This window comes from Geodermatophilus saharensis (assembly GCF_900188205.1).
In the GTDB taxonomy this organism is placed as follows: domain Bacteria; phylum Actinomycetota; class Actinomycetes; order Mycobacteriales; family Geodermatophilaceae; genus Geodermatophilus; species Geodermatophilus saharensis.
On sequence record NZ_FZOH01000002.1, the window covers coordinates 161,188 to 185,025 of the forward strand.

Annotated in this window: 23 protein-coding genes; 8 read left to right on the plus strand and 15 right to left on the minus strand. The window is 75.8% G+C overall.

Annotation, left to right across the window (positions count from 1 at the left end):
* Positions 1-14: 14 nt before the first annotated feature.
* The 3 genes from CHC04_RS05015 to CHC04_RS05025 all read right to left on the minus strand — a co-directional run bounded on the left by CHC04_RS05015 (position 15) and on the right by CHC04_RS05025 (position 3,376).
* Entirely contained in the window at positions 15-1,331 is a 1,317-nt protein-coding gene (locus tag CHC04_RS05015) for a GAF domain-containing protein (RefSeq protein WP_089402814.1), read from the minus strand.
* Between the two features lie 81 nt (positions 1,332-1,412).
* Positions 1,413-2,840 carry a mycofactocin biosynthesis glycosyltransferase MftF gene (gene mftF, locus CHC04_RS05020; RefSeq protein WP_089402815.1) on the minus strand — a complete coding sequence of 476 codons (1,428 nt, stop codon included), beginning with the start codon at positions 2,838-2,840 and terminating at the stop codon, positions 1,413-1,415.
* Positions 2,837-3,376 carry a cysteine hydrolase family protein gene (locus tag CHC04_RS05025; RefSeq protein WP_089402816.1) on the minus strand — a complete coding sequence of 180 codons (540 nt, stop codon included), beginning with the start codon at positions 3,374-3,376 and terminating at the stop codon, positions 2,837-2,839. The genes mftF and CHC04_RS05025 overlap by 4 nt, the downstream gene beginning before the upstream one ends.
* Before the next feature lie 80 nt (positions 3,377-3,456).
* Between CHC04_RS05025 and CHC04_RS05030 the strand changes: the two genes are divergently transcribed.
* A complete protein-coding gene (locus tag CHC04_RS05030; RefSeq protein ID WP_089402817.1) occupies positions 3,457-4,461 on the plus strand; it encodes an iron-siderophore ABC transporter substrate-binding protein in 1,005 nt (334 codons plus the stop codon).
* 283 nt (positions 4,462-4,744) lie between these two features.
* Here CHC04_RS05030 and CHC04_RS05035 read toward each other — a convergent pair whose 3' ends face one another.
* The 3 genes from CHC04_RS05035 to CHC04_RS05045 all read right to left on the minus strand — a co-directional run bounded on the left by CHC04_RS05035 (position 4,745) and on the right by CHC04_RS05045 (position 8,271).
* Positions 4,745-6,223, minus strand: a complete 1,479-nt coding sequence (locus tag CHC04_RS05035) for a purine-cytosine permease family protein (RefSeq protein WP_089402818.1) — start codon at positions 6,221-6,223, stop codon at positions 4,745-4,747.
* A 98-nt stretch (positions 6,224-6,321) separates the two neighbouring features.
* A complete protein-coding gene (gene mftE, locus CHC04_RS05040; protein ID WP_089402819.1) occupies positions 6,322-7,011 on the minus strand; it encodes a mycofactocin biosynthesis peptidyl-dipeptidase MftE in 690 nt (229 codons plus the stop codon).
* Between the two features lie 9 nt (positions 7,012-7,020).
* Positions 7,021-8,271, minus strand: coding sequence for a multidrug effflux MFS transporter (locus tag CHC04_RS05045; RefSeq protein ID WP_245816996.1), 1,251 nt, complete (start codon positions 8,269-8,271; stop codon positions 7,021-7,023).
* Positions 8,272-8,373: 102 nt separating this feature from the next.
* Between CHC04_RS05045 and CHC04_RS05050 the strand changes: the two genes are divergently transcribed.
* Positions 8,374-8,862 carry a pyridoxamine 5'-phosphate oxidase family protein gene (locus CHC04_RS05050; protein ID WP_089402821.1) on the plus strand — a complete coding sequence of 163 codons (489 nt, stop codon included), beginning with the start codon at positions 8,374-8,376 and terminating at the stop codon, positions 8,860-8,862.
* A 45-nt stretch (positions 8,863-8,907) separates the two neighbouring features.
* Here the strand turns inward: CHC04_RS05050 and CHC04_RS05055 are convergent, their stop codons facing one another.
* Positions 8,908-10,452, minus strand: a complete 1,545-nt coding sequence (locus CHC04_RS05055) for an MFS transporter (RefSeq protein ID WP_089402822.1) — start codon at positions 10,450-10,452, stop codon at positions 8,908-8,910.
* 75 nt (positions 10,453-10,527) lie between these two features.
* On the opposite strand from CHC04_RS05055, the gene CHC04_RS05060 reads away from it, so the two are divergent.
* Complete coding sequence (locus CHC04_RS05060) at positions 10,528-11,127, plus strand: TetR/AcrR family transcriptional regulator (RefSeq protein ID WP_089402823.1); 600 nt, start codon at positions 10,528-10,530, stop codon at positions 11,125-11,127.
* A gap of 13 nt (positions 11,128-11,140) precedes the next feature.
* Here the strand turns inward: CHC04_RS05060 and CHC04_RS05065 are convergent, their stop codons facing one another.
* From CHC04_RS05065 to mftA, 5 genes are all read right to left on the minus strand, one after another.
* Positions 11,141-11,974, minus strand: a complete 834-nt coding sequence (locus CHC04_RS05065) for a mycofactocin-coupled SDR family oxidoreductase (RefSeq protein WP_089402824.1) — start codon at positions 11,972-11,974, stop codon at positions 11,141-11,143.
* A gap of 28 nt (positions 11,975-12,002) precedes the next feature.
* A complete protein-coding gene (locus tag CHC04_RS05070; RefSeq protein WP_089402825.1) occupies positions 12,003-12,839 on the minus strand; it encodes a mycofactocin-coupled SDR family oxidoreductase in 837 nt (278 codons plus the stop codon).
* Positions 12,840-13,142: 303 nt separating this feature from the next.
* On the minus strand, positions 13,143-14,357 hold the full coding sequence (gene mftC, locus CHC04_RS05075) for a mycofactocin radical SAM maturase (RefSeq protein ID WP_089402826.1): 1,215 nt from the start codon (positions 14,355-14,357) through the stop codon (positions 13,143-13,145).
* On the minus strand, positions 14,357-14,656 hold the full coding sequence (gene mftB / locus CHC04_RS23395; protein WP_141233687.1) for a mycofactocin biosynthesis chaperone MftB: 300 nt from the start codon (positions 14,654-14,656) through the stop codon (positions 14,357-14,359). The genes mftC and mftB overlap by 1 nt, the downstream gene beginning before the upstream one ends.
* Positions 14,657-14,666: 10 nt before the next feature.
* Positions 14,667-14,804, minus strand: a complete 138-nt coding sequence (gene mftA, locus CHC04_RS23400; RefSeq protein WP_141233688.1) for a mycofactocin precursor MftA — start codon at positions 14,802-14,804, stop codon at positions 14,667-14,669.
* Positions 14,805-14,936: 132 nt separating this feature from the next.
* On the opposite strand from mftA, the gene mftR reads away from it, so the two are divergent.
* Positions 14,937-15,548 (plus strand): mycofactocin system transcriptional regulator, encoded by a 612-nt coding sequence (gene mftR, locus CHC04_RS05085; protein WP_245816997.1) that lies wholly within the window; start codon positions 14,937-14,939, stop codon positions 15,546-15,548.
* 57 nt (positions 15,549-15,605) lie between these two features.
* Here mftR and CHC04_RS05090 read toward each other — a convergent pair whose 3' ends face one another.
* Positions 15,606-16,826, minus strand: coding sequence for a cysteine desulfurase-like protein (locus CHC04_RS05090; protein WP_089402828.1), 1,221 nt, complete (start codon positions 16,824-16,826; stop codon positions 15,606-15,608).
* 312 nt (positions 16,827-17,138) lie between these two features.
* Here CHC04_RS05090 and mdo point away from each other — a divergent pair, with 312 nt between their 5' ends.
* From mdo to CHC04_RS05110, 4 genes are all read left to right on the plus strand, one after another.
* Positions 17,139-18,431 (plus strand): NDMA-dependent methanol dehydrogenase, encoded by a 1,293-nt coding sequence (gene mdo / locus CHC04_RS05095; RefSeq protein ID WP_089402829.1) that lies wholly within the window; start codon positions 17,139-17,141, stop codon positions 18,429-18,431.
* Between the two features lie 81 nt (positions 18,432-18,512).
* The gene (locus CHC04_RS05100; RefSeq protein ID WP_217897183.1) at positions 18,513-19,760 is read left to right on the plus strand and encodes an AAA family ATPase; all 1,248 of its coding nucleotides are present in this window, start codon (positions 18,513-18,515) and stop codon (positions 19,758-19,760) included.
* Position 19,761: 1 nt separating this feature from the next.
* Positions 19,762-21,273, plus strand: coding sequence for a VWA domain-containing protein (locus CHC04_RS05105; RefSeq protein WP_089402830.1), 1,512 nt, complete (start codon positions 19,762-19,764; stop codon positions 21,271-21,273).
* 37 nt (positions 21,274-21,310) lie between these two features.
* Positions 21,311-21,775, plus strand: a complete 465-nt coding sequence (locus CHC04_RS05110) for an SRPBCC family protein (protein ID WP_089402831.1) — start codon at positions 21,311-21,313, stop codon at positions 21,773-21,775.
* A 51-nt stretch (positions 21,776-21,826) separates the two neighbouring features.
* On the opposite strand, the gene CHC04_RS05115 is transcribed toward CHC04_RS05110, so the two are convergent.
* Positions 21,827-22,492 carry a MadR family response regulator transcription factor gene (locus CHC04_RS05115; protein WP_089402832.1) on the minus strand — a complete coding sequence of 222 codons (666 nt, stop codon included), beginning with the start codon at positions 22,490-22,492 and terminating at the stop codon, positions 21,827-21,829.
* Positions 22,485-23,828, minus strand: coding sequence for a GAF domain-containing sensor histidine kinase (locus tag CHC04_RS05120; protein WP_089402833.1), 1,344 nt, complete (start codon positions 23,826-23,828; stop codon positions 22,485-22,487). Before CHC04_RS05120 ends, CHC04_RS05115 begins: the two co-directional genes overlap by 8 nt.
* Between the last annotated feature and the right edge of the window lie 10 nt (positions 23,829-23,838).

Below are 23,838 nucleotides of genomic sequence, written 5' to 3' on the forward strand. Positions count from 1 at the left end.
AAAGGCACCAGGGGTCAGCCGCGGGAGGACCGTCGCAGCGCCAGCAGGTGCGCCGCGACGGGGCCGCGGCGCGGTGAGCCGGCCGGCAGCGCCTCGAGACAGGCCTGCCACGCGACGGCGTCCTCGCGCGCCTCGGGCAGCGCCGTCCAGCGCAGCAGCAGCTCCGGCCGGCGGCTGCGCAGGACCGCCGCGCGCAGCGCCGCGGCGGTGCGGCGGCGGGCGGCGACGACGCCCGGCGCGGCCGAGCGGGGCAGCACCGGGCCGGGGTAGCGGTCCAGCGCCGCGCCGACGGTGCCGCGGTCGAGCAGCACGCGGACCCGGTCGAGGTCGGTCTCCAGCGGGGCGAGCAGCCGGTAGGGCCGCGAGCCGACGAGGTCGGCGCCCACCAGCCGGCGCAGCCGGGACAGCTCGGCGCGGACGGTGACCGCGGCGCTGCCGGCGGGGTGGCACTCGGCGGCCAGCCGCTCGGCGCTGCGGCCCTCCTCCCCCGCCGCGGCGGCCTCCGCGAGCAGCAGGAGCAGCTCGGAGTGCCGCAGGGACAGCTCCTGCCGACCCGACGGCAGGGTCAGGCGGGCGCGCTCGCGGCCCAGGACCTCCAGCAGCGGCGCGGGCGGCCGGGCCGGCGCCGGGCGCACCGGCCCGCGGGACTGCTCCTCGCGGTGCAGCCACCGCAGCTCGGCCTCGACGGCGGCCACCGTGGCGCGCACCAGGGTGAGCACGTGCGGGGTGGCCACGTGGTCGCCGCCGGTGACGTCGATGGCGCCGAGCAGCACGCCGCTCACCGGGTGGTGCACCGGCGCGGCCGAGCAACTCCACGGCTGCACCGGTCGGCGGTAGTGCTCGCTGCCGTAGATCTGCACCGGGTGGTCGATGGCCAGCGCGGTGCCGGGCGCGTTGGTGCCGGCGACCTCCTCCGACCACCGGGCGCCGGCGACGAAGTTCATCGTCTCGGCCAGGGAGCGCAGCCGGCGGTCACCCTCCACCCACAGCATCCGGCCGTCGGCGTCGGTGACGCCCACGATCATCCGGTCGGCCTCGGCGTCCTCGACCAGCAGCCGCCGGATGAGCGGCAGCACCGGGGCGAGCGGGTGGGCGGCACGGTAGGCGGCCAGGTCGTCGTCGAGCAGGTCGACCGGCGGCCCCTGGCCGTCGGGGTCGACGCCGCTGCCCAGGCTGCGCCGCCAGGAGTCCCAGACCACCGACCGCACACCGGGGCGGGGCGGCGGCGCGCCGCGGGTCACCAGCGTCTCGTGCGCGGCACGCAACTGCCGGGTCAGCCCGGGCGGCGGTCGGCCGCCGGGCAGTGCGAGCCACGGGCTGACGCCGGTCACGGCGCGCTCCCCGACGTGTGGCTCATGGTCCGCCCATGGTGACCCCTGTCACCGGTCCGCGCCAGGTCCCCCCGCCGCAGGTCAGCCGCCGGGTGGACGCGCCGGCAGCAGCGCGCGGGCGCTCCCGGCCCGCAGCGCGCCGGCCCACAGCCCGGCGCCGTAGGCGAGGTCCTCCATCCGGCGCGCGGCGGCGAAGCGCGGCAGGCCGACCTCGGCCCGGTGCGGCCACCACGCCAGGACGGCGTCGGCCGTGGCGACGGCGGCTGCCGCGCGCCGGGCCCGCGGGGAGACGGCGGCGGCCGCGACCGTCAGCGGCCAGTGGTGGCGGGTGGCGGCGCGGGCGAGCGTGCGCACGCCCGCGGCGGTGCCGCGCAGCACCAGCCCGGCGGCCAGCCGGTACGGCGGCGCCCCGCCGGGGGGCGCGAGCCGCCGCGCCAGGCCGGCCGCGGAGACGGCGAGGACCCCGGCCGCGGCGACCCGGCCCGCCCGCCCGCCGGTGAGGGCGAGCACCACCGGCACCGCCGACCAGGGGCTGACGACGACCGGAGCGACCAGGCCGCCGTGCCGCTGCGCCAGCGGCGCGGCGCCGGTGCCGTAGACGGCGCGGCGGCGCAGCCACGCCCCGGTCGCGGCCGGGTGCTCGTGCGCCACCCGCGCCGCCGGGTCGTAGCGGACCCGCCAGCCGGCCGCCGTCAGCCGCCAGACCAGGTCGACGTCCTCGGCCACCGGCATGGCGGCGTCGAAGCCCTCCCCGAGCGCCGCCCGGCGGGCCAGCAGGGCGGCGCTGGGCAGGTAGGACACCGCGCTCAGCGGGGCCACGCGCGCGGGCTCGGGCCCCATGTCCAGCGCGCTGACCGCCGTCTCGTAGGGCGTGGTCCAGCCTGGCCGCGCCGGCGGCAGCGCCACGACCCGCGGCGCGACGAGCGCCAGCCGCGGGTCGGCCAGGTGGGGCAGCAGCACGTCGAGCCAGCCGGGCAGCGGCACGCAGTCGGAGTCGAGGAAGGCCACCGCTCCGGTGGTCGCGGCGCGCAGGCCGGTGTTCCGGGCCGCGGCCGGGCCGAGCGGGCGCTCGTGCCGCAGCACCTCCGCCGGGCCCGCCGCGGCGGCCAGGGCGCCCGGGTCCACCGAGCCGTCGTCGACGACCACCACCCGCGCGGCCGCGGTGGCGGGGTCGGCCCGCAGCGCGGCCACCAGCCGGGCCACCCCCTCGGGACGGTCGCGCACGGGGACGACGACGGTGACGTCCCCGGGGCCGGGCGCGGGGCCGGCGGGCTCGGGGACGGCGGCCCCGGCGTCGAGCAGCCGGGCGGCCAGCGCCGCCGTCGCCGCGGACGAGACCACCAGCCGGTCGCCGTCGAGCAGGTCGCGGGCGGCCGGGGACAGCCGCAGCAGCCGCAGCGGCGAGCCGCCCAGCAGCGCCGCGCCGCCCTCCACCCGGCGGGTGCCCCCGGCGAGCCGGACCGCGTAGCCGTCGGGCAGCCGGGCGTGCGGTGGCGGCGGGACGCTCACCCGCCCAGGACGGCGTCGGTGCTGGTGACCTCGACCAGCGGGGCGTAGAGGCCCATGAGGCCCAGCGCCTTGCGGTGGTCGTCGTCGCTGCTGCCGGCGCAGGCGTCGCCGACCACGCGCACCGGCACGCCGGCGTCGGCGGCGGGCAGCACGGTGGAGACGACGCAGCAGTCGGTGGCCACGCCGGCCACCGTCATCGGGCCGGCACCGACCAGCGCGGCGAGCTCGGGCCCCCACTTCCCGAAGGTGGTCGCGGTGACCACGGCGGCCGCGCCGGGGTCCTCGACCAGGTCGTAGAGCGGGGCGTCGGGCGGCTGCAGCGCGAAGGGGAACACCTCGTAGTAGTCGACCCACGCCCCGCTCGGCTCGGCCGGGGCGACGAAGCGGGTGTAGACGACCCGGTCGCCGAAGGCGGCCACCAGGCGCCGGATGCGCGGGTGGGCCTCGGCGAACCGGGGCGCCGCCCATGGGGAGTCCGGGTCGGCGAACACCCGCTGCGCGTCGACGACGACCAGCCGGCCGGAGGTCTCTGCCACGCCCGGACCCTAGCCGGGCGACGGAGCCCCCATGTGACTTTGGTTAGGCTGCCCTCACCAGCCGCACCCGAGGAGCCCCGATGTCCCACCCCCTGCCCCGCCGCGCCGTCCTGCTGGCGGCCGCCCTCACCGCCGCCGCGTCGCTGACCGCGTGCGGCTCCGACGACGGCGGCAGCGAGGCGGGGTCGACGGCCTCCTCCGGCGGCGGGAGCGGCGAGTTCCCGGTCACCGTGAGCACCGCGTTCGGCGACACCGAGATCGAGGAGGAGCCGCAGCGCGTCGTGGCGCTGGGCTGGTCCGACGCGGAGACGGCGCTGGCGCTGGGCGTGCAGCCGGTCGGGGCCAGCGACTGGCTCGGCTTCGGCGGCGAGGGCGTCGGACCGTGGGCGCAGGGACGCTACGACGAGGCGCCGGAGATCATCGAGACGCTCGAGCCCAGCCTCGAGGCGATCGCGGCACTGGAGCCCGACCTCATCCTGGACACCCGCTCCGACGGCACGCAGGAGCGCTACGACTCCCTCAGCGCGATCGCCCCGGTCGTGGGCGCGCCCGAGGGCGTGGGCGCCTACCAGACCACCTGGCAGCAGCAGCTGGACCTCGTCGGCCGCGCGCTGGGCCGCACGGACGAGGCCGAGCAGCTGCGCGGCGACCTCGAGCAGGCCTTCGCCGATGCCGCCGCCGCGCACCCGGAGTTCGACGGCACCGAGGTCGCCGTCGGCGCGTACACCTCCGAGGGCTTCGGCGCCTACGTCCGCGGCGACACCCGCGTCGACTTCATGGAGGCGCTGGGCTTCGTGAACCGGCCGGCGATCCAGGACCTGGCGACCGAGAGCTTCTTCGTGCCGGTGTCGGAGGAGCAGGTGTCGCTGCTGGACGCGCCGCTGACCGTCGTCTTCCCGATCTTCGTCGACCCGGCGCAGATCACCTCGAACCCGCTGTGGCAGACGCTGGGCTCGGTGCAGCAGGGCAACGCCGTGGTCCTGGAGGACCAGACGCTGGTGAGCGCCTTCTCCAGCGGCTCGGTGCTCGGGACGGAGTACGCGCTCGAGCAGGCCGTCCCGCTGTTCGCCGAGACGCTGCGCTGAGGTCCTGAGGGCCGGCCCGGGGATCACGGGAGCGGCAGTTGCCGCAGGTGCCTCCCGAGCGGCCCGCTCGACGGCCCCTCGGTACGCAGACGTCCCCGCGGGAACGCCCCGTGGACGTCACCGGCGTCGCAGACCTGCCAGCGCCGGGACGGTGTGCGCCGAGGGCGCAGTCGCAGGGCCGGGACGTGCGCGGATCTGCACGTCGCTCGTCGACAGCGGTGTCCCCGGGGCCGCCTCCACGGACAGGTGCCGGGGCGAGCGAGATCCTCCGGACGGCTCCCGGCTAGACCCGGGCGGCCTCCTGCGCCCGCACCGCCCCGCGGCGCAGCGCCAGGGTGCCCAGCAGCCCGACGAGGAAGGCGGCCAGCACGCCGAGGTTGGCGAAGGCCCAGTCGCCCTCCCGGCCGCCGAGCCCCAGCGGCCCGAGCAGGTAGCCCTGCCAGTCCAGCCAGCCGGCGTAGGTGTTGGTGACCAGCCCCCAGCCGAGCAGGGTCCCGGCCACCAGCAGCACCAGCGGCACCGCGGGGGCGGCACCGTAGCGGCCGCGCGGGTCGTAGAGGTCGGCCTCGGCGTAGGGCCGGCGGCGCAGCGCGAGGTCGCCGAGGAACACGCCGCACCAGGCGGCGATCGGCACGCCCAGCGTGATCAGGAACCCCTGGAACTGGAAGAAGAAGCCGCCGGTGGCGACGAAGACCACCCAGACCGCGCCCAGCACCATCAGCGCGCCGTCGATCGACGCGGCCACCGGCCGGGGCACCCGCACCCCGGCGGCCAGCAGCGACAGCCCCGACGAGTAGATGTCCAGCAGCGCGCCGCCGACCAGGCCGAGCACCGCGACGACGACGAACGGCACGAGGAACCAGGTGGGCAGGATCGACCCGAGTGCCCCGATCGGGTCCGCACCGATGGCCGCCGACAGCTCTGGGTCCGACGCCGCCAGCAGCAGCCCGGTGCCGAGCAGCACGACCGGCGCCAGCGCGCCGCCGAACGTCGTCCAGGCCACGACGCCACCCGTCGACGCCGTGCGCGGCAGGTAGCGGGAGTAGTCGGCGGCCGCGTTCACCCAGCCGAAGCCGTACCCGGTCATGGCCAGGACGAGCGCGCCGACGACGGCCGCCGTCGAGCCTCCCGGGATGCCGGTGACCGCCGACCAGTCGACGGAGTCGGCCACCAGGACCAGGTAGACGACGGTCAGCACGCCGCTGACCACGGTGATGACCGCCTGCATCTTGATGATCGCGTCGAAACCGAGGACGCCGCCGGCCACGACCAGCGCGGCGACGACGAGCAGCGCCACGACCTGCGTGGCCGTCCCGCCGCTCCAGCCGAGCTGGCCGAAGACCGTGGCGGTGGCCAGCGTGGCCAGGCTGACCAGCACCGTCTCCCAGCCGACGGTGAGCACCCACGACAGCGCCGCGGGGACCCGGTTGCCGTGCACGCCGAACGCGGCGCGGCTGAGCACCAGCGTGGGGGCCGAGCCGCGCTTGCCGGCGATCGCGACCAGCCCGCACAGCAGGAAGGACACGACGATGCCGACGACGCCGGCCACCAGCGCCTGCGCCGCGGAGATGCCGAAGCCGAGCAGGAACGAGCCGTAGGCCAGGCCCAGCACGCTGACGTTGGCGCCGAACCACGGCCAGAACAGCTGCCGCGGGCGGCCGCGGCGCTCCTCCTCGGCGATGACGTTGATGCCGTTGGTCTCGACGGCGACGCGCGTCCCCGGCGCGCCGGTCCCGTCGTCCAGGGCCTGCCGCTGCGCCATCCCGACCTCCTCGCTCGGCGGGCCCGCCGTCCCCGGCCCCGTCCCGCCATGATCGTGCCGCGCGCGCTCCCGCGCCCGCGACGGGTGCGCGCAGCGCGTCAGCCGCGCAGCCGCCCGTCCCCGCCGACGTCCCATCCGGCCACGGCCGCCGTCAGCCGGGCGGCGAGGTCGCCGAGCAGCCGCGCCCCCTCCGCCGCGGTGGCGCCGGCGGGATCGCCGAGCACGCCGGTGGGGCTGACGCCGCGCACGCCCTCCGCGCGCAGCCGCGGCAGCAGCTCGCCCACCGGCGTCGTCACGCCGGCGACGGCGCGGTCGGTGCGCACCGCGGCCGGTTCCACGTGCAACAGCAGCGCGGTCTCGGTGCGGCCGGCGTGCGCGTCCCCGTCCGGGACGGCGCAGGGGAACCAGGCGGCGTCGCGGCCCTCGGTGCGCAGCAGCGGGACCGCCCGGCGCAGGGCGTCGAGGTTGCCGCCGTGGCCGTTGACGACCAGCAGCCGCCCGGCCCAGCGGCACGCCGACCGGCCGTACTCGACCAGCACGGCGGTCAGTGCCTCGGTGCCGAGGGACACGGTGCCGGGGAAGCCCTCGTGCTCGCCACTGGCGCCGTACGGGAGGGCGGGTGCCACCAGTGCCGCGCCGAGGTCGGCGGCGGCGACCACCGCGGTGGCGACGGCGGTGTCCGTGGTCAGCGGGAGGTGGTGGCCGTGCTGCTCGACCGAGCCCAGCGGCACCACCAGCAGGGGCCGGTCGGGGAGCTCCGGCCAGACGGCGCCGGCCAGGTCGGGCACCGCCGGAGCCTAGGGGACCTCGACCGGGTCGGGCAGCTGCCACGGGCGGACGACGGCCGCCAGCACCGCGAGGGCCAGCACCAGGGCGGCGACCACGACGGCGCCCATGGCGACCGCGTCGTTGCCCAGCAGGCCGACCAGCGGCGCCACCGCCGCGCCCACCCCGAACTGCACCGCGCCGAGCAGCGCGGCCGCGGTGCCGGCCGCCTCGCCGTGCCGCGACAGCGCCAGCGCGGGGGCGTTGGGCAGCGCCAGCCCGGCGGCGAAGAGCACCGCCCACAGCGGCAGCGCGACCGCCCACAGGCCGCCGGTGCCGGTGCCGGCGAGCACCACGAGCACCGCACCGGCCAGCGCACCGACGACGGTGCCGGCGACGAGCACCTGCGCGGGCGAGGTCCACCGCAGCACGACCGGGTTGAGCTGGGTGGCGGCGATCAGCCAGAAGGCGCCGGCGCCGAACAGCAGGCCGAACTGCTGTTCGTCGAGGCCGAACTGCTCCTGGAAGACGAACGAGGAGCCCGACACGTAGCTGAACAGGCTCGCCATGGTCAGCCCGGCCACCACCACCAGCCCGACGTAGACGCGGTCGCCCAGCAGCGCCCGGTAGTCGCGCAGCGTGCCGGCGACGCCGGTGCTGTGCCGCCGCTGCGGCGGCAGCGTCTCCCGCACCGCGTACCGGCCGACGACGACCAGCGCCAGGCCGTAACCGGCGAGCAGCAGGAAGACCCCGCGCCAGGAGGTGAAGCGCAGGATCTCGCCGCCGATGGTGGGGGCGAGCACGGGCGCTGCGCCGAGGACGAGGAACAGCCGCGACAGCATGGTGGCCGCGGCGCGCCCCTCGAACAGGTCGCGCACGACGGCGAGGGCGATCACCGCGCCGGCCGCCGTCCCCACGCCCTGCAGGAAGCGCAGCGCCCCCAGCACGGCGATCGACGGTGCGACCAGCACCAGCAGCGAGGCGACGACGTGCAGCGCCGTGCCGGCCAGCAGCGGCCGCTTGCGACCGACGGCGTCGGACAGCGGGCCGAGGACGAGCTGGCCGAGCGCGAGGCCGACCAGGGTGCCGGTGAGCGTGAGCTGCACGGTGGCCGGCGACGTCTGCAGGTCCTCGGCGACGGCGGGGAGGGCCGGGAGGTAGGTGTCGACGGTCAGCGGGCCGAGCGCCACGAAGGCGCCCAGGGTCAGGGCGGTGCGCGCCGTCCCGGGCCGGTCGGTCGTCGGGGGCGGTGCGGTCGCCGGCCGGTCCTGGATCGTCGTCACGGAGGAGGGCAAGACGGCCCCGCGGCCGCGCATTCCGGCACCGCGGTGTGTCACCGGCCCCACCGGCGGTGTCAGGCGGCCGATCCGGGGAAGGGCAGGGACATGAGCGATGACACGACGGACCCCACCCGCAAGGTCGCCGAGCTGCTCACGGGGCAGAGGTTCGGCTTCCTCACCACCACGACGCCGGAGGGCAAGCTCACCAGCCGCCCGATGTCGCTGCAGGAGGTCGAGTTCGACGGTGACCTGTGGTTCTTCGCCGAGGCGCACGCGCCCTGGCTGGGCCACGTCGCGGTCTCCCCGCAGGTCAACGTCGGGGTCGGCTCGGGCGGCAGCTGGGTGTCGCTGACCGGGCGCGCGCTCGTCGTCGACGACGTCGCGAAGAAGCGGGAGCTGTGGAACAGCGGCGTCGAGGCGTGGCTGCCCCAGGGACCGGAGGACCCGTCGGTGGTGCTGGTGAAGGTCGACGCCGACTCCGCCGAGTACTGGGACAGCCCCGGCAACCGGCTGGCCACCGCGTTCAGCTTCGTGAAGGCCAAGGCCACCGGGTCGCAGCCCGACACCGGCGAGCACCAGAAGGTCGACCTCTAGAGACGGCGCCGGGGTGCGGCGGCCGGACGGCCGCCGCACCCGGCCTCACGCCGCCGGGACCGGCTCGGGCACCGGCACGGCCGCCGGGCGCCGGGCCGGGAGCCACACCGCGGCCACCAGCGCCCCGGCCACGCAGGCCGCGGCGCACACCCACGACCCCGCAGACAGCCCGTCGACGAAGGACCGGCGGACGACCTCGGCGGCCGCCACCCCGTCGGGCAGCCGGGAGGCGGCGGCGAGGCCGGCCACCACCGAGTCCGTGGCCGCGTCGCGCACCGCGGCCGGCAGCCCTGCCAGCCCGTCGCGCACCGCCGGTGCGTAGACGGTGCTCGTCACCGACCCCACGACGGCGACGCCGAGGGTGCCGCCCAGCTCGCGGACGGTGTCGTTGACCGCCGAGCCGGCACCGGCCTGCCCCGCGCGCAGGGCGCCCATGACCGTCTCGGTCGCCGGGCTGGTGACCAGGCCGAGCCCGGCGGCCATGAGGACCATGGAGACGACGATCCGGCCCCAGTACGCCGAGTCCACCGCGGCGCCCGCGGCGACGGCGAAGCCCGCGGCCATGACCAGCAGCCCCGCCGTGACGACGACCGCCGTGCCCACGCGCCGCACCAGGAGCACCGCCACCGGGCTGGTCACGGCGATGACCGTCGCGAAGGGCAGCGTCGCCACGCCGGCGGCGAGCGTCCCGTAGCCGAGCACCGCCTGCAGGTACTGGGTGATCAGGAAGATGAAGCCGAAGAGCGCGAAGAACGCCAGCGCGATCGCCACGCTCGCCGCCGACACCCGGCGGTCGGTGAACAGCCGGACGTCGAGCAGCGGGTCGGGACGGCGCAGCTCCCACCGGACGAAGCCGGCCAGCAGCAGGGCCGCGGCGGCGTAGCCGGCGAGGGTGAGCGGCGCGGTCCAGCCGTGGCCGGGCGCCTCGATCGTCGTCCACACCAGCAGGCCGACGCCCGCGACGGAGCCGAGCACCCCGCCGACGTCGAACCGGCCGTGCTCGGCGGAGCGGGACTCGCGCAGCAGCACGCGGCCGGCGACCAGGGCCAGCGCCACGAGCGGCAGGTTGACGAGGAACACCGAGCCCCACGCGAAGTGCTCGAGGAGCAGCCCGCCGCTGACCGGGCCGATCGCGACCGACAGCCCGGTGACCGCCGACCAGACGCCGATCGCCGTCGCCCGCTCGCGCCGGTCGGGGAAGGCGACGACGAGCAGCGCCAGGGTGGCCGGGAAGACGAGGGCGGCCGCGGCGCCCATGGCGGCGCGGGCGGCGACGAGCTGCCCGGTGGTGCCGGCCAGCGCCGCGAGCAGGGAGGTCACCCCGAACAGCACCAGGCCCACCTGCAGGACGCGCAGCCGGCCGAACCGGTCACCGAGGTGCCCGCCCAGGAGCAGCAGCGCGGCGAAGACCAGCGTGTAGCCGTCCACGACCCACTGCAGGCCGCTGGTGTCGGCCGACAGCTCCGCCGCGAGCGTCGGCAGGGCCACGTTGACGATCGTGTTGTCGACGCTGACCAGGAGCACCGACAGGCACAGCACGGCCAGCACCCACCACCGGCGGGTGGCCTCGGCCGGGGATCGGACCACCACGGGGCCCTCCTCTCGTAGAACGATGTTCCAGAACAGTAGAACGATGTTCTACAAGCCGCAAGGGAGGATGACGGCATGACCGAGACGGGGCAGCGGACGCCGAGCCGCGACGTGCAGGGCGCGCTGGTCGACGCGGCCGAGCGGGTGCTGGTGCGCGACGGGACCGCGGGGCTGACCGTCCGGGCGGTCGCCACCGAGGCCGGCGTGGCACCGATGGGCGTCTACAACCGCTTCGGCAACAAGTACGGCCTGGTGGCCGCCGTCCTGGTCCGCGGGTTCGACGCGCTGGCCGCCAGCGTCCGCGGGGACGACGCCGACGCACCGCAGGACCGGCTGGCCGGCTGCGGGCGGCGCTACCGGCGGTTCGCCCTGGGCAACCGGGAGCACTACGAGGCGATGTTCGGCACCGCCGTGCCCTCCGACGCGCGCGCGGCCGCCTCCACCACGGAGCTCGACGAGCACGCCGCGGCCGCCTTCGGCGTGCTCGTCGGCGAGGTGTCGCGGGCGATGGACGCCGGTGTCCTGCGCCGGGACGACCCGGCCGAGACCGCCCAGGTCATCTGGTCGGCCGTGCACGGCGCGGTCAGCCTGGAGCTGGCCGGGGTGACCCAGGCCGGGGACCCCGAGGCCTCCTTCGAGCGGCTGCTGGCCGCGCTGCTGTCGGGACTGTCCTGACCGGCGGCCCGGCTCAGCGCACGGTGTAGCCGGCGTCGACCGGCAGCGTCACGCCGGTGACGTAGCGCGCCTCGTCGGAGACGAGGAAGAGGATCGCGTTGGAGATGTCCACCGGGTCGATGTAGGGCACCGGCAGCGGGTGCAGCGTCTCGAACAGCTCGGCGAACTTCTCCCGGGTCGGGTTGGGGTCGTCCGGCGTGAACAGGCCCCAGGTCCGCTCGTTCTGGATCATCACGGTGTCGACGCCGGTCGGGTGCACGGTGTTGACCCGGATCGACTGCTTGCCGAACTCGTTGGCCAGCGTCCGCATGATGCCGATGACGCCGTGCTTGGCCGCCGTGTAGTGGATCGTGTTCGGCGTGCCCTTGAGGCCGGCGGTCGAGCTGGTGATCACGATCGACCCGCCGCCGCCGTCGACCAGGTGCGGCAGCGCGACCCGGCAGGTGTTCCAGACGCCGGTCAGGTTGATGTCGATCATCTCCTGCCAGGCCCGGTCGGTGAGCTCCAGCGCGGGCGCCACCTCGAACACGCCCGCGTTGGCCAGCACGATGTCGAGCCGGCCCAGCTGCGCGACACCGTCGTCGACCGCCGCGCGCAGCGCCGCCGGGTCGCGGACGTCGGCCTTGGTCGCGACGATCCGCCGGTCGAGGGCCTCGACCTGCCGCACCGTCTCGGCGAGGTCCTCCTCGGTGGCCGGCGGGTACATGGTGACCGTCTCGACCGGCCCGCAGAGGTCGACGGCGATGACGTCGGCGCCCTCCTGTGCCAGCCGCAGCGCGTGGCTGCGGCCCTGGCTGCGGGCGGCCCCGGTGATGAAGGCGACCTTGCCCTCGACGCGTCCGGCCACGGTGTCCTCCTGTCCCGGCGCTGCTCGACTACTTGATGACCGACCCCGCGTCGACCGGGAGCTGCACGCCGGTGACGTAGCGGGCGTCGTCGCTGACCAGCCACAGGATCGCGTTGCTGATGTCGACCGCGTCGACCCACGGGATCGGCAGCGCGTTGAGCCCCTGGAACATCGGCGCGACGTCGTCGCGGGTGACCTCGTCCGGGGGCTTGTCCGGGACGAAGTTCCCGTAGGTCTCGCGGTTGTGGATCATGTCGGTGCTCACCGAGGTCGGGTGCACCGAGTTGACCCGGATCATGTCGGGGGCCAGCTCGTTGGCCAGCGTCTTCACCAGGCCGACGACGCCGTGCTTCGCGGCGACGTAGTGCGCGAGGTTGGCCAGGCCCTTGATGCCGGCCGTCGAGCTGGTGATGACGATCGCCCCGCCCTGCCCGTGCGCCCGCAGGTGCGGCACCGCGGCCCGCACCGTGCGGAAGACGCCGGTGAGGTTGATGCCGATCATCTGGTCCCACATCTCGTCGGTGAGGTCCTCCACCGGCGCGAAGCTGGCGATGCCGGCGTTGGCCAGCACGATGTCGAGCCGGCCGAGCTCGGCGACCCCCTCGCCGACGGCCGACTCCAGCGCGGCGGTGTCGCGCACGTCGGCCACCCGGGCGACGATCCGCCGGTCGAGCGCCTCGACCTGGCGGACGGTCTCGGCCAGGTCCTCCTCGGTGGCCATGGGGTAGCCGACGGTGGGCACGTCGGCACAGATGTCCACCGCGACGACGTCGGCGCCCTCCTGGGCGAGACGGACCGCGTGACTGCGGCCCTGCCCGCGCGCGGCGCCGGTGATGAACGCGACCTTGCCGTCGAGCTTGCCCATCCGGACTCCCGGGTCGAGGGACCGTGCCAGGTGACGCAGGTCTCAACCTAGGGAGGAGGGCGACGTTCGGCAACGCCCTGGTCAGAGCGCCCGGCCGGCGTCCAGCCGACTCCCAGCCGGTGTCCTGCCGTCGGTCAGGGTCGACGGCGAGGCTGGGGACACGACACACCCAGGAGGTATCCCGTGCTGACCGTCGCCGTGCTCGTGGCCCTGCTGCTCACCATGACCCTCGCCGACCTCGCCCCCGCGCTGCTGCCCGACGGTCCGGGTCCCGCGGCGGTGGCGCCGACCCGCTGACGGGCCTCAGCGGGGCTGGAGGCCGGCCAGCGGCGACTCGTCGCACGGCTTGGCCGGGATCGCGGGCATGCCGAGCAGCGTGGGCTGACCGCGCACCGGGCCGGTGTGGGAGTGGTCGAGGGAGCTGCGCGGGGTCACCAGGTCCGCCTCGCGCGCGGCCAGCGCCGACTCGCCGTACCCCTGCACGCACTCCGGGTCCGGGCCGTCCAGCGGCAGGCCGGTGAAGAACTTCGCCGCCATGCAGCCGCCACGGCAGGCGTCGAAGTGCGCGCACTTCGTGCAGGCGCCGCCGGTCTGCGGGCTGCGCAGCTCGGCGAACAGCTCGCTCTGCTGCCAGACCCGCTGGAAGCCGCCCTCGCCGCGCACGTTGCCGGCGAGGAACTGCTCGTGGATGGCGAACGGGCAGGCGTAGACGTCGCCGACCGGGTCGATCAGGCACACGACCCGCCCGGCGCCGCACAGGTTCAGCCCGGGCAGGGCCTCGCCGTAGGCCGACAGGTGGAAGAACGAGTCGCCGGTGAGGACGCGCTCGCCGTTGGCCAGCAGCCAGGCGTAGAGCTCGCGCTGCTGGGCCTGCGTGGGGTGCAGCTGGTCCCAGACGTCGGCGCCGCGGCCCGAGGGGCGCAGCCGGGTGATCCGCAGCTGGGCGCCGTAGCGGTCGGTGAGCTCCCGGAACGCGTCGAGCTGGGACACGTTCTCCCGGGTCACGACGACGGACACCTTGAAGTCGCGCATCCCCGCCTCGGCGAGGTTCTCCAGCGCCTTGGTGGCGGTGGCGAACGAGCCGGTGCCCCGGACGCGGTCGTTGACCTCGGCGGTGGCGCCGTCGAGGGAGATCTGGACGTCGACGTAGTCGGTGGCCGCCAGCTGCTGCGCGCGCGCCCGGTCGAGCTTGACGCCGTTGGTGGAGAACTTGACGCCGACGTCGTGGCCGATCGCGTAGTCGAGCAGGTGCCAGAAGTCCGGCCGGACGGTGGGCTCACCGCCGCCGACGTTGACGTAGAAGACCTGCATGCGCTGCAGCTCGTCGATGACCGCCTCGGCCTCGGCGGTGGACAGCTCGCGCGGGTCGCGCCGGCCCGAGGAGGACAGGCAGTGCACGCACGCCAGGTTGCAGGCGTAGGTGAGCTCCCAGGTCAGGCAGATCGGGGCGTCGAGGCCGTACTCGAACTGGTCGACCAGGCGGCCACCCACGGGCCGGTCGGGGACGACGGCGGTCATCAGGTCAGCTCCCGGGGTTCGATCATGCTCGAGCGGGCGAGGTCGGCCAGCGCCTTGACGTAGGCCGGCCGCTGGGCCTCGGGGACGCCGCACGCGACCAGGGCGGCGTCGGCACTGGGGTGGTCGGCCAGCGTCTCCACGACGGTGACCAGCGTCCTCGACTTCAGGAACGACAGCTTCCGGTTGCCGAAGTGGTAGACCAGCGCCCCGAACGGCTCCGGCCGCAGCGCCACCGACCGGGCGCGCCGCCACGGCAGCCCCGGGTCGAAGACGCTCGCGGCCGGAGCGGCGGGGGTCACGACCGCAGGCTCAGTAGACGCCGCACATGCCGTCGATGGAGACCTCCTCGACGAGGGACTCCTCGACCAGCGCCTCCTCGGCGACGGCGGGCGCGGCCCCGTCCTGGGGAACGGTCTGGGCCTCGGTCTGGGCGGGCGTCTCGGGCATGCCGACCTCCGGATCAGGGGGAGCGGGGGATGCCGAGGACGGTAGGGGCACCGGGTGCCACGGGCAACCGAGGGGGTGAGCCACGGCACACCCTCGGACGGCGACCGGGGCGCCACGGGTGAAGATGGGCCGGTGAGCGTGCTGCGCGAGTCCGACCGCGGCGTCCCCCGCGAGGACCCCCGCGAGGACACCCGCGCCCGCATCGAGCAGGCCGCGCTCGAGCTGTTCACCGCCGCCGGCTTCGAACAGGTCACGATCGAGGAGATCGCCGCGGCCGCGGGCACCAGCCGGCGCACGTTCTTCCGCACGGTGGGCGGCAAGGCCGACGCGGTGTGGGGCGACTTCGACGGGCACGTCGACCGGCTGGCGACGCTGCTGGACCGGTCCGGCGAGGACGTCCCGGTACTGACCGCCGTCCTCGCCGCCTACGTCGAGGCCAACGACTACGCCCCGGGCGACCTGCCGGTGCTGCGCCAGCGGATGCGGCTGATCCTCACCGAGCCGGCGCTGCAGGCCCACTCGCAGCTGCGCTACGCCGACGTCGACCGGGTGGTGGCCGGCTACGTGGCGCGGCGCTGCGGGCAGTCCCCGACGTCGCTGGTGCCGCGGCTGGTGGCCACGGCCACCCGCGCCGCGGCGACGACGGCCTTCGAGGCCTGGCTGTCCGGCGACGTCCCGTCGCTGGCCGAGGCGCTGCGGACCGCGTTCGGCCAGCTCGCCGAGGGCTTCCCCGGCCTGCGCTGACAGGAGGCATCGGAAGCTCTCCGCACGTCCGCGCGCCGCCGACGTGCGGATCGCCTCCTATGCCTGGGCCAGCGCCGCGCGCAGGCCGTCGAGCAGCCGGTCGACGTCGTCGTCGTCGCTGTAGGGCGCCAGGCCCACGCGCAGCCCGCCGGTGTCCCCGAGCCCGAGCCGCCGGGAGACCTCGATGGCGTAGAAGCTGCCCGCGGGCGCGTTGACGCCCCGCTGCGCCAGCGCGCGCGACACCTCGGCGGCCGGGCGGTCGGCGAAGGTGTACAGCAGCGTGGGCGTGCGGTGGGCGGCCCGCGACCACGACGTCACGCCGGGCAGCTCCGCGACGCCCTCCTCGACCCGCTCGCGCAGCCGGTCCTCGTGCGCCTCGACGGCGGTCAGGCCCGCGACCAGCCGGCCGCGTCGGTCGCCGTCGTCCCCACCCAGCCCGGCGAGGTAGTCGACGGCGGCGGTGGTGCCGGCCAGCAGCTCGTAGGGCAGCGTGCCCAGCTCGAACCGCTCGGGGACGGCGTCGGTGGAGGGCAGCAGCTTGTCCGGGTGCAGCGTCTCCAGCAGCGACGGCGCGGCGACGGCGCAGCCGAGGTGCGGGCCGAGGAACTTGTACGGAGAGCAGGCGTAGAGGTCGGCGCCGAGCGCGGCGACGTCGACCGGCGCGTGCGCGGTGAGGTGCACGCCGTCGACGTAGGCGAGCGCGCCGGCCCGGTGCGCCAGCGCGGTCAGCGCGGCGACGTCGGGGCGGGTGCCGATGAGGTTGGAGGCGCCGGGAAGCGCGACCAGCCGGGTGCGGTCGGACAGCACCGCCGCCAGCGCCTCCGCCGTGAGCTCGCCGGTGTCGGGGTCGAGGTCGGCCCAGCGGACGGTGGCGCCCCGCGCCGTCGCGGCCTGCACCCAGGGCCGGACGTTGGCGTCGTGGTCGAGTCGGGTCACCACGACCTCGTCGCCGGGGCCCCAGCCGGCGGCCAGCGTGCGGGAGAGGTCGTAGGTCAGCTGGGTCATCGACCGGCCGAAGACGACGCCGCCCGGGTCGCCCGCGACCAGGTCGGCCACCGCGGCGCGGGCGGCGTGCACGACGGCGTCGGCGTGCCGCTCGGCCGCGGTCACCTGCCCGCGGTTGGCGATCGGGGCGGTGAGCGTGGCGGCCACCGCCTCGGCGACCTGCCGCGGCACCTGGGAGCCGCCGGGACCGTCGAAGTGGGCGGCGCCGGCGCGCAGGGCGGGGAAGTCGGCACGGACGGCGGCGACGTCGTAGGTGGTGCGCGCGGTGGTCACCCCCGCAGCATGCCGCCGGTGCTCACCCCTCACCCGGCGGGCCCGGCGATCCCGTCACCTCCGGAGCCGGACGAGATCGGCGATCTCGCCGCCTCCGGGCCCGCGGGCGTGCGAGATCGGCGATCTCGCCGGACAGCCCGGGGCCCTGCCGCAGGGGCCGACGGCCCTGGCCGGTCGGGCAGGGCGCCCTGGCCGGGTGGCCGGACCTGCTCCTCCGGACGGACGGTTCCCGGCCCGCGGGGATCCCGCGGGCCGGGACGCCGGTCCTAGCGTCCGGCCGGACCGCCCCGCCCCGCCTGGAAGGACCCCTCGATGAAGGTCGAAGAACTCCTCAAGCCCTTCCCCATCAAGGAGTTCCACCCGTTCCCCCGGGCGCTGATGGGGCCCGGGGCGCACGAGATCATCGGCCCCGAGGCGCTGAAGCTCGGGTTCCGGAAGACGCTGGTCATGACCTCGGGCCTGCGCGGTACCGACGTCGTGGAGAAGATCGCCGGCTCCCTGCGTTACCACGGCCTGGAGGTCGTGGTCTACGACCGGGTCGAGTCCAACCCCAAGGACTACAACGTCATGGACGCCGTGGCGATGTACCAGGAGAACGAGTGCGACAGCTTCGTCTCCATCGGGGGCGGCTCCAGCCACGACGCGTGCAAGGGCGCGCGGATCTCGGTGGCCCACGACGGCCGCAGCGTCAACGAGTTCGAGGGCTTCAACCAGTCGGAGAACCCGAAGAACCCGCCGCACATCGCCGTCTCCACGACGGCCGGCACCGGGTCGGAGACCAGCTGGGCCTACGTCATCACCGACACGACCACCGACCCGGAGAACCCGCACAAGTACGTCGCCTTCGACGACCACTGCCTGGCCACGCTGGCCATCGACGACCCGGTCCTCTACTTCGACTGCCCGATCGACTACACGGCCCAGTGCGGCTTCGACGTCCTGGCCCACGCCAGCGAGCCCTACGTGTCGCGGCTGGACTTCCCGCCGTCGCTGGGCAACGCCCTCTACGCGATCCGGCTGACCAACCAGCACCTGCGGCAGGCGGTGTGGAACGGCCAGGACCTCGGCGGCCGGCAGGGGATGATGTACGCCCAGTACATCGCCGCGCAGGCGTTCAACTCCGGCGGCCTGGGGATCATCCACTCGATCAGCCACGCGGTGAGCGCGTTCTACGACACCCACCACGGCCTGAACAACGCGATCGCGCTGCCCCGCGTGTGGGCGTTCAACATGCCCACCCAGTACCGGCGGTTCGCCGACATCGCGCAGGCCATGGGCGTGGACACCCACGGGATGACCGACGTGCAGGCCGCCGACGCCGCCCTGGCCGCGGCCATCCGGCTGCTGCGCGACGTGGGCATCCCCGAGCGGTTCGTCGACGTCACCCAGGACAGCTACTCGAAGAACCGGCTGGGCGTCGGCCCGACCCGGTTCTACGAGAACGCCCCGACGATCGTCGGCGACGACAAGGACGTCGACCGGATCACCCACCACGTCCTCGGCGACGCGTGCACCCCCGGCAACGCCAAGGAGTGCACCTTCGAGACGGTCCGGCCCGTGGTGGAGCACTGCATGACCGGCGACCTCGACGACCTGCTGTCCTGACCGACTCCCGGGGGCGGGGCGACGCGCGTCGCCCCGCCCCTTCCGTCACCGCACCCACCCAGCCCGCCCTCAGGAGCCCCGTTGAGCGTCCAGCCCGTCCCCGCCGACCGCGCGCCGAACGACTTCGACGACCCCGACGACGTCGCCCGCGCCTTCGCCGCGCAGGGCTACGTCACCGACCGGCGGCTGGCCACGACGACGTTCGTCATGTCCCGGCTGGCCAAGCCGCTGCTGCTGGAGGGACCGGCCGGCGTCGGCAAGACCGAGCTGGCCAAGACGCTCGCCGCCGTCACCGGCCGCCGGCTGCTGCGCCTGCAGTGCTACGAGGGCCAGGACGAGACCAAGGCCCTCTACGAGTGGGACTACGGCAAGCAGCTGCTCTACACCCAGATCCTGCGGGAGAAGACCGCCGCACTGCTCGGCGACGCCGACACCCTCGAGGCGGCGGTGCAGCGGATCGCCGACGCCGACAGCGCCTTCTTCACCGAGCGCTTCCTCGCCGCCCGGCCGCTGCTGGAGGCGGTGCGCTCGGAGGAGCCGGTGGTGCTGCTGGTCGACGAGGTCGACCGCGCCGACGAGGCGCTGGAGGCGGTGCTGCTGGAGATGCTCGCCGAGTACCAGGTGTCGGTGCCCGAGATCGGCACCTTCGTCGCGCGGCAGCCGCCCTACGTCGTCCTGACCTCGAACAACACCCGCGACCTCTCCGCCGCCCTCAAGCGACGCTGCCTGCACCTGTTCCTCGAGTACCCCGACGCCGAGCGGGAGCTGGAGATCCTGCGGTCCAAGCGCACCGGCCTCGACGACGCCGCCGCCCGCCGGCTGGTCGAGATCGTGCGCGGGCTGCGCGGGCTGGACCTGCGCAAGGCCCCGAGCATCTCCGAGACCATCGACTGGGCGCGCACCCTCGCCGTCCTCGGCGTCGGCGAGCTGTCGGCCGAGGTGCTGGCCGACACCGTGTCCGTCGTCGCCAAGTACGAGCGCGACGTGCAGCGCTCCCGCGAGGCGCTGCCGCGGCTGGTCGACCCGAACGCGACGGTGCCCGAGTCCCTCGGCCACACCCACTCGCACGGGTCGCACACCCACGGCGGGCACACCCACGACCACCCGCACGACCACGACCACCCGCACGACCACCCGCACGACGACGGCCGCCGCGTGCGGGCGGCCAAGGACACCCCCGGCCGGCACGACCGCAACTACTACGGCCAGCAGGCTCCGGCCGAGGCGCCCGACGCGGCGCCCGCGCCGAAGCGGCAGGTGGGCGCCGGGCAGGGGGCGCGCTCCTTCTCCGCCGGCAGTCGCGGCGGCGCCCGGCGCCGGCCGGTCTGACGTGGAGGGCGCGCTGCACCGGTTCGTCCGGCTGCTGCGGCTGCGCGGCATGCGCGTGTCGACGGCGGAGGTCCTCGACGCCGCCGAGGCCGCGGCCGCCGTCGGCGTCAGCGACCGCGCCGCGCTGGAGGCGGCCCTGGGCGCCGCCCTCCTCAAGGACCGCCGCGACGCCGAGGTCTTCGCCGACACCTTCGACCGGTTCTTCACCCTGCGGCCGGTCGTCCCCGACGCCGAGGAGCACGGGCACGCCCACGACGACCTCGAGGACACCGGCGAGCTGACCCGGATGACCTGGTCGGCCGATCCGCCGACCGACGTCCAGGAGGGGCACAGCCACGGCAAGCCGGTCGACATCCGCGACTTCTTCCGGCCCGAGGACCTCGCCGCGCAGTACAACCTGCACCAGGAGGCGAACAAGATCGACCTCGCCTCGCTGACGGAGCAGATCGTGCTGTCCCCGGAGAGCCCGGCCGGTCCGGCCGACGACGCCCAGCAGGTGCAGCTGGAGGTCTCGCGGCTGCACGACCCCGGCCTGCCCGGGGAGCTGGCGCGCGCCGGCGGCACGCCGCTGGACGTGCAGCTGACGGTGGCCCAGCAGCAGGCGCTGCGCGACTGGCTGGCCGACCCCGTCGGCGACCTGGACCCCGAGGTCGCCGAGGCCCTGCGCCGGCAGCTGGCCGGCGTCATCGAGGACCTGCCGGAGCTGCTGGCCGCACACCTGCAGAAGCTGGCCGAGATGACCGACCTGGCGATCGAGGAGCGCGAGCTCGCCCGCGCGCCGGTGGAGAAGGTCACCGAGGCCGACCGGGCGCGCATCGAGGAGTCACTGCGCCGGCTGGCCACGTCCCTGCACGGGGGCCTGACCCACCGCAAGCGGCAGTCGCCGCGCGGCCGGGTCGACGTCGCCCGGACCATGCGGCGCAACATGCGCTACGACGGCGTCCCGTTCCGGCCGGTGACCACCCGGCTGGCCGAGGACCGTCCGCGGCTGGTCGTCGTCGCCGACGTGAGCCTGTCGGTGCGGACGACGGCGCGGTTCAGCCTGCACGTGGTGCACGCGCTGCAGGACCTGTTCGCGCAGGTGCGCACGTTCGCCTTCGTCGACGACGTCGTCGAGATCACCGACCTGTTCGACGAGCACCCGCTGGAGCACGCCCTGGGGCTGGTGTTCGGCGGCGACGTGATCGACGTGGACGCCTCCAGCGACTACGGCACCGTGTTCGCCCGGCTCGCCGCCGACCACTCCGGCGCGTTCACCCGCCGCTCCACGCTGCTCGTGCTCGGGGACGGCCGCGGCAACGGCAACGCCCCGCGCCTGGACGTCTTCGCCGACCTCACCCGCCGCGTGCGCGAGACGATCTGGCTGACCCCCGAGCCGCGGTACTCCTGGGCGCTGGGCGGCTGCGACCTGCCCGCCTACGCCGAGCACTGCGACCGGGTGGAGGTCATCCGCGACCACAGCGGGCTGGAGAGCTGGGCCACCGACGTCGTCACCCGCGCCTCGGCCCGCTGACGGGGTGTGCACTTCCGCGGAAGTGCACACTGCGGGCGTGAGCGACCTGACCCACTCCGGCTCGATCATCGTCGCCGCCTCCCCGGAGGAGGTCTACGACCTGGTCAGCGACGTGACCCGCACCGGCGAGTGGAGCCCGGTGTGCGTGGCCTGCTGGTGGGACGAGGGCGCGACGGGCGCCGTCGGCGACTGGTTCACCGGCCGCAACGTCACCCCGGCCCGCACGTGGGAGACCCGCAGCGTGGTGGCGGTGGCCGACCGCGGCCGGGAGTTCGCCTGGCTGGTCGGCGGGACGCGGGCGCGCTGGGGTTACACCCTCGAGGCGGTCGGAGGCGGCACACGGCTGACCGAGTCCTGGGAGTTCCTGCCCGGCGGGCTGGAGCTGATGGAGGAGCGCTACGGCCAGGACGCGCCGGAGCAGGTGCAGGTCCGCATCCGCGCGGCGCGCGAGGGCATCCCGGCGACGCTGGCCTCGATCAAGCGCATCGCCGAGGCCGGCTGACACCCGGCGTCCCGGCCGGGGGCCGTGCCCGTCCGCGGACGTGCACGGCCCTCAGATCAGGCCGAGCTTGGAACCGGCGTAGACCGCCTCGGCGCGCCGGGACACCGCGAGCTTGCGCATGAGGTTGGTGACGTGGAACTTCGCCGTCGTCGCGGAGATGTAGAGCTCGCGGCCGATCGCCTCGTTGGACAGCCCCCGCGCCAGCAGCGCGAGCACCTGCCGCTCCCGGCCGGTCAGCTCCGGGGACGACGGGGACGACGGGGACGACGGGGACGACGGGGACGCGGCCAGCGAGCGCACCACCATCGCCGCGCTGTGGCTGTCGAAGGCGCTCTCGCCGCGGCGCACCGCCCGGATCGCGGCGACCAGCGCGACGGCGTCGACGTCCTTGAGCACGTAGCCGCGCGCGCCGTGCTGGATCGCCTCGAGCACCAGCCGCTCGTCGAGGAACGTGGTCACCACCAGCACGCCCGGCGCGGGGGTCCGCGCGGTCAGCTCACCGCACAGCGCCAGGCCGGCGACGTCGGACCCGGCCGACAGCTTCAGGTCCAGCAGCACGATGTGCGGGCGGGCCGCGGCGACCAGGTCGAGCGCGGCCGCGGCGGTGGCCGCCTCGCCGACGACCTCGATGTCGGGCTCGCGCTCGAGGATCGACCGCAGCCCCTGCCGGACGATGGCGTGGTCGTCGACGATCACCAGCCGGATCGGGTCAGTCACCGGTCTCCTCCGCGGGCGGGTCGGACGGGAACGGCAGCCGGACCTCCACCCGCACCCCGCCCATCCGGGCGCGGGTGACGCGCAGGCCGGCGCCGAGCTCGCGGCAGCGGGACTCGATGTTGCGCAGCCCGCGGTGGTGGCCGTCGCCGCGCCGGACGGCGGCCCGCAGCAGGCGGCGCAGCGTCTCGGGGTCGCCGGTGCCGTCGTCGGCCACCGACAGCCGGACCTCCCCGGGCCGGTAGCCGAGCCGGACGGTCGCCCGGGTGGCGCCGGCGTGCCGGGCGGTGTTGGACAGGCACTCCGTGGCGATGCGGAACAGCTGGTGCTCGGCCTCCGGCGGCAGCACCCGCGGCCGCCCCTCCACCCGGACGGCGACGGCCAGCCCCGGCACCGACGGCAACCGGTCGAGCAGGCCGGGCAGCGCCGGCCCGGGCAGGCCGTGCTCGTGCTCCGACAGCGCGTGGATGGCGCCGCGCAGCCGCTCGACCGCCTCCCGGGTGAGCGCCTTGGCGTGCCCGAGCCGCTCGTGCACCTCGGTGTGGTGGGCCACCTCCGGGCGGCACCACTCGATCGTCATCCCGGCGGAGAGCACGTGCTGGGCCACGCTGTCGTGCAGCTCCCGGGCGATGCGGTGCCGCTCGGCGTCGACCGCCTCGCGCTGGGCGGCGACGTCGAGGCGGTGCTCGGCCTCGGCCAGCTGTTCGTGCCGCTCGGCGAGGTCGCGGGCCCGCTGGTCGGCCTCGGCGTAGAGCCGCTCGGTCTGCCGGCGCAGCGCCTCGGAACGGGCCAGCAGGTGGTCGGCGTGCAGCGCCACGGCCGACTGGTTGGCCACGATCCGCAGGATGGACAGGTCGGCCGGGTCGGCGCTGCGCGGCGCCCCGCCGCAGGCGACCAGCGCCCCGACCGGGTCGCCGTCGACCACCAGCGGGACGACGACGGCACCGCCGTCGGCCCGCCAGGGCTCCACCTCCCCGGCGGCCAGCGCGGCGGCGACGGGCCGGCCCACCTCGGCCGGCAGCGCGGCGAGCTCGGCGACCCGGGCCCCGCCGGGACCGCGGCCGACCAGCCGCGGCCGGGCCAGCGGCAGCGCCTCCTCGGCGAGGGCCAGCACCACCCACGGGACGGCGAGCTGGCCGGCGGTCGCGTCGACGACGGCGCGGCACAGCGCGTCGGCGCCCTGCCCGGTGGCCGACAGCACCCGGGCGACATGTTCGAGCTGCGTCATGGCCCGGGAGAGGTCCTCGGCCGTCTGCCGGTACTCCGCGTACCAGCTGGGCTTCGACGAGCGCAGCCCGGTGAGCTCGGGGATGCCGGGGACGGGCGCGCGGGGGGTCACGGGCACCCCG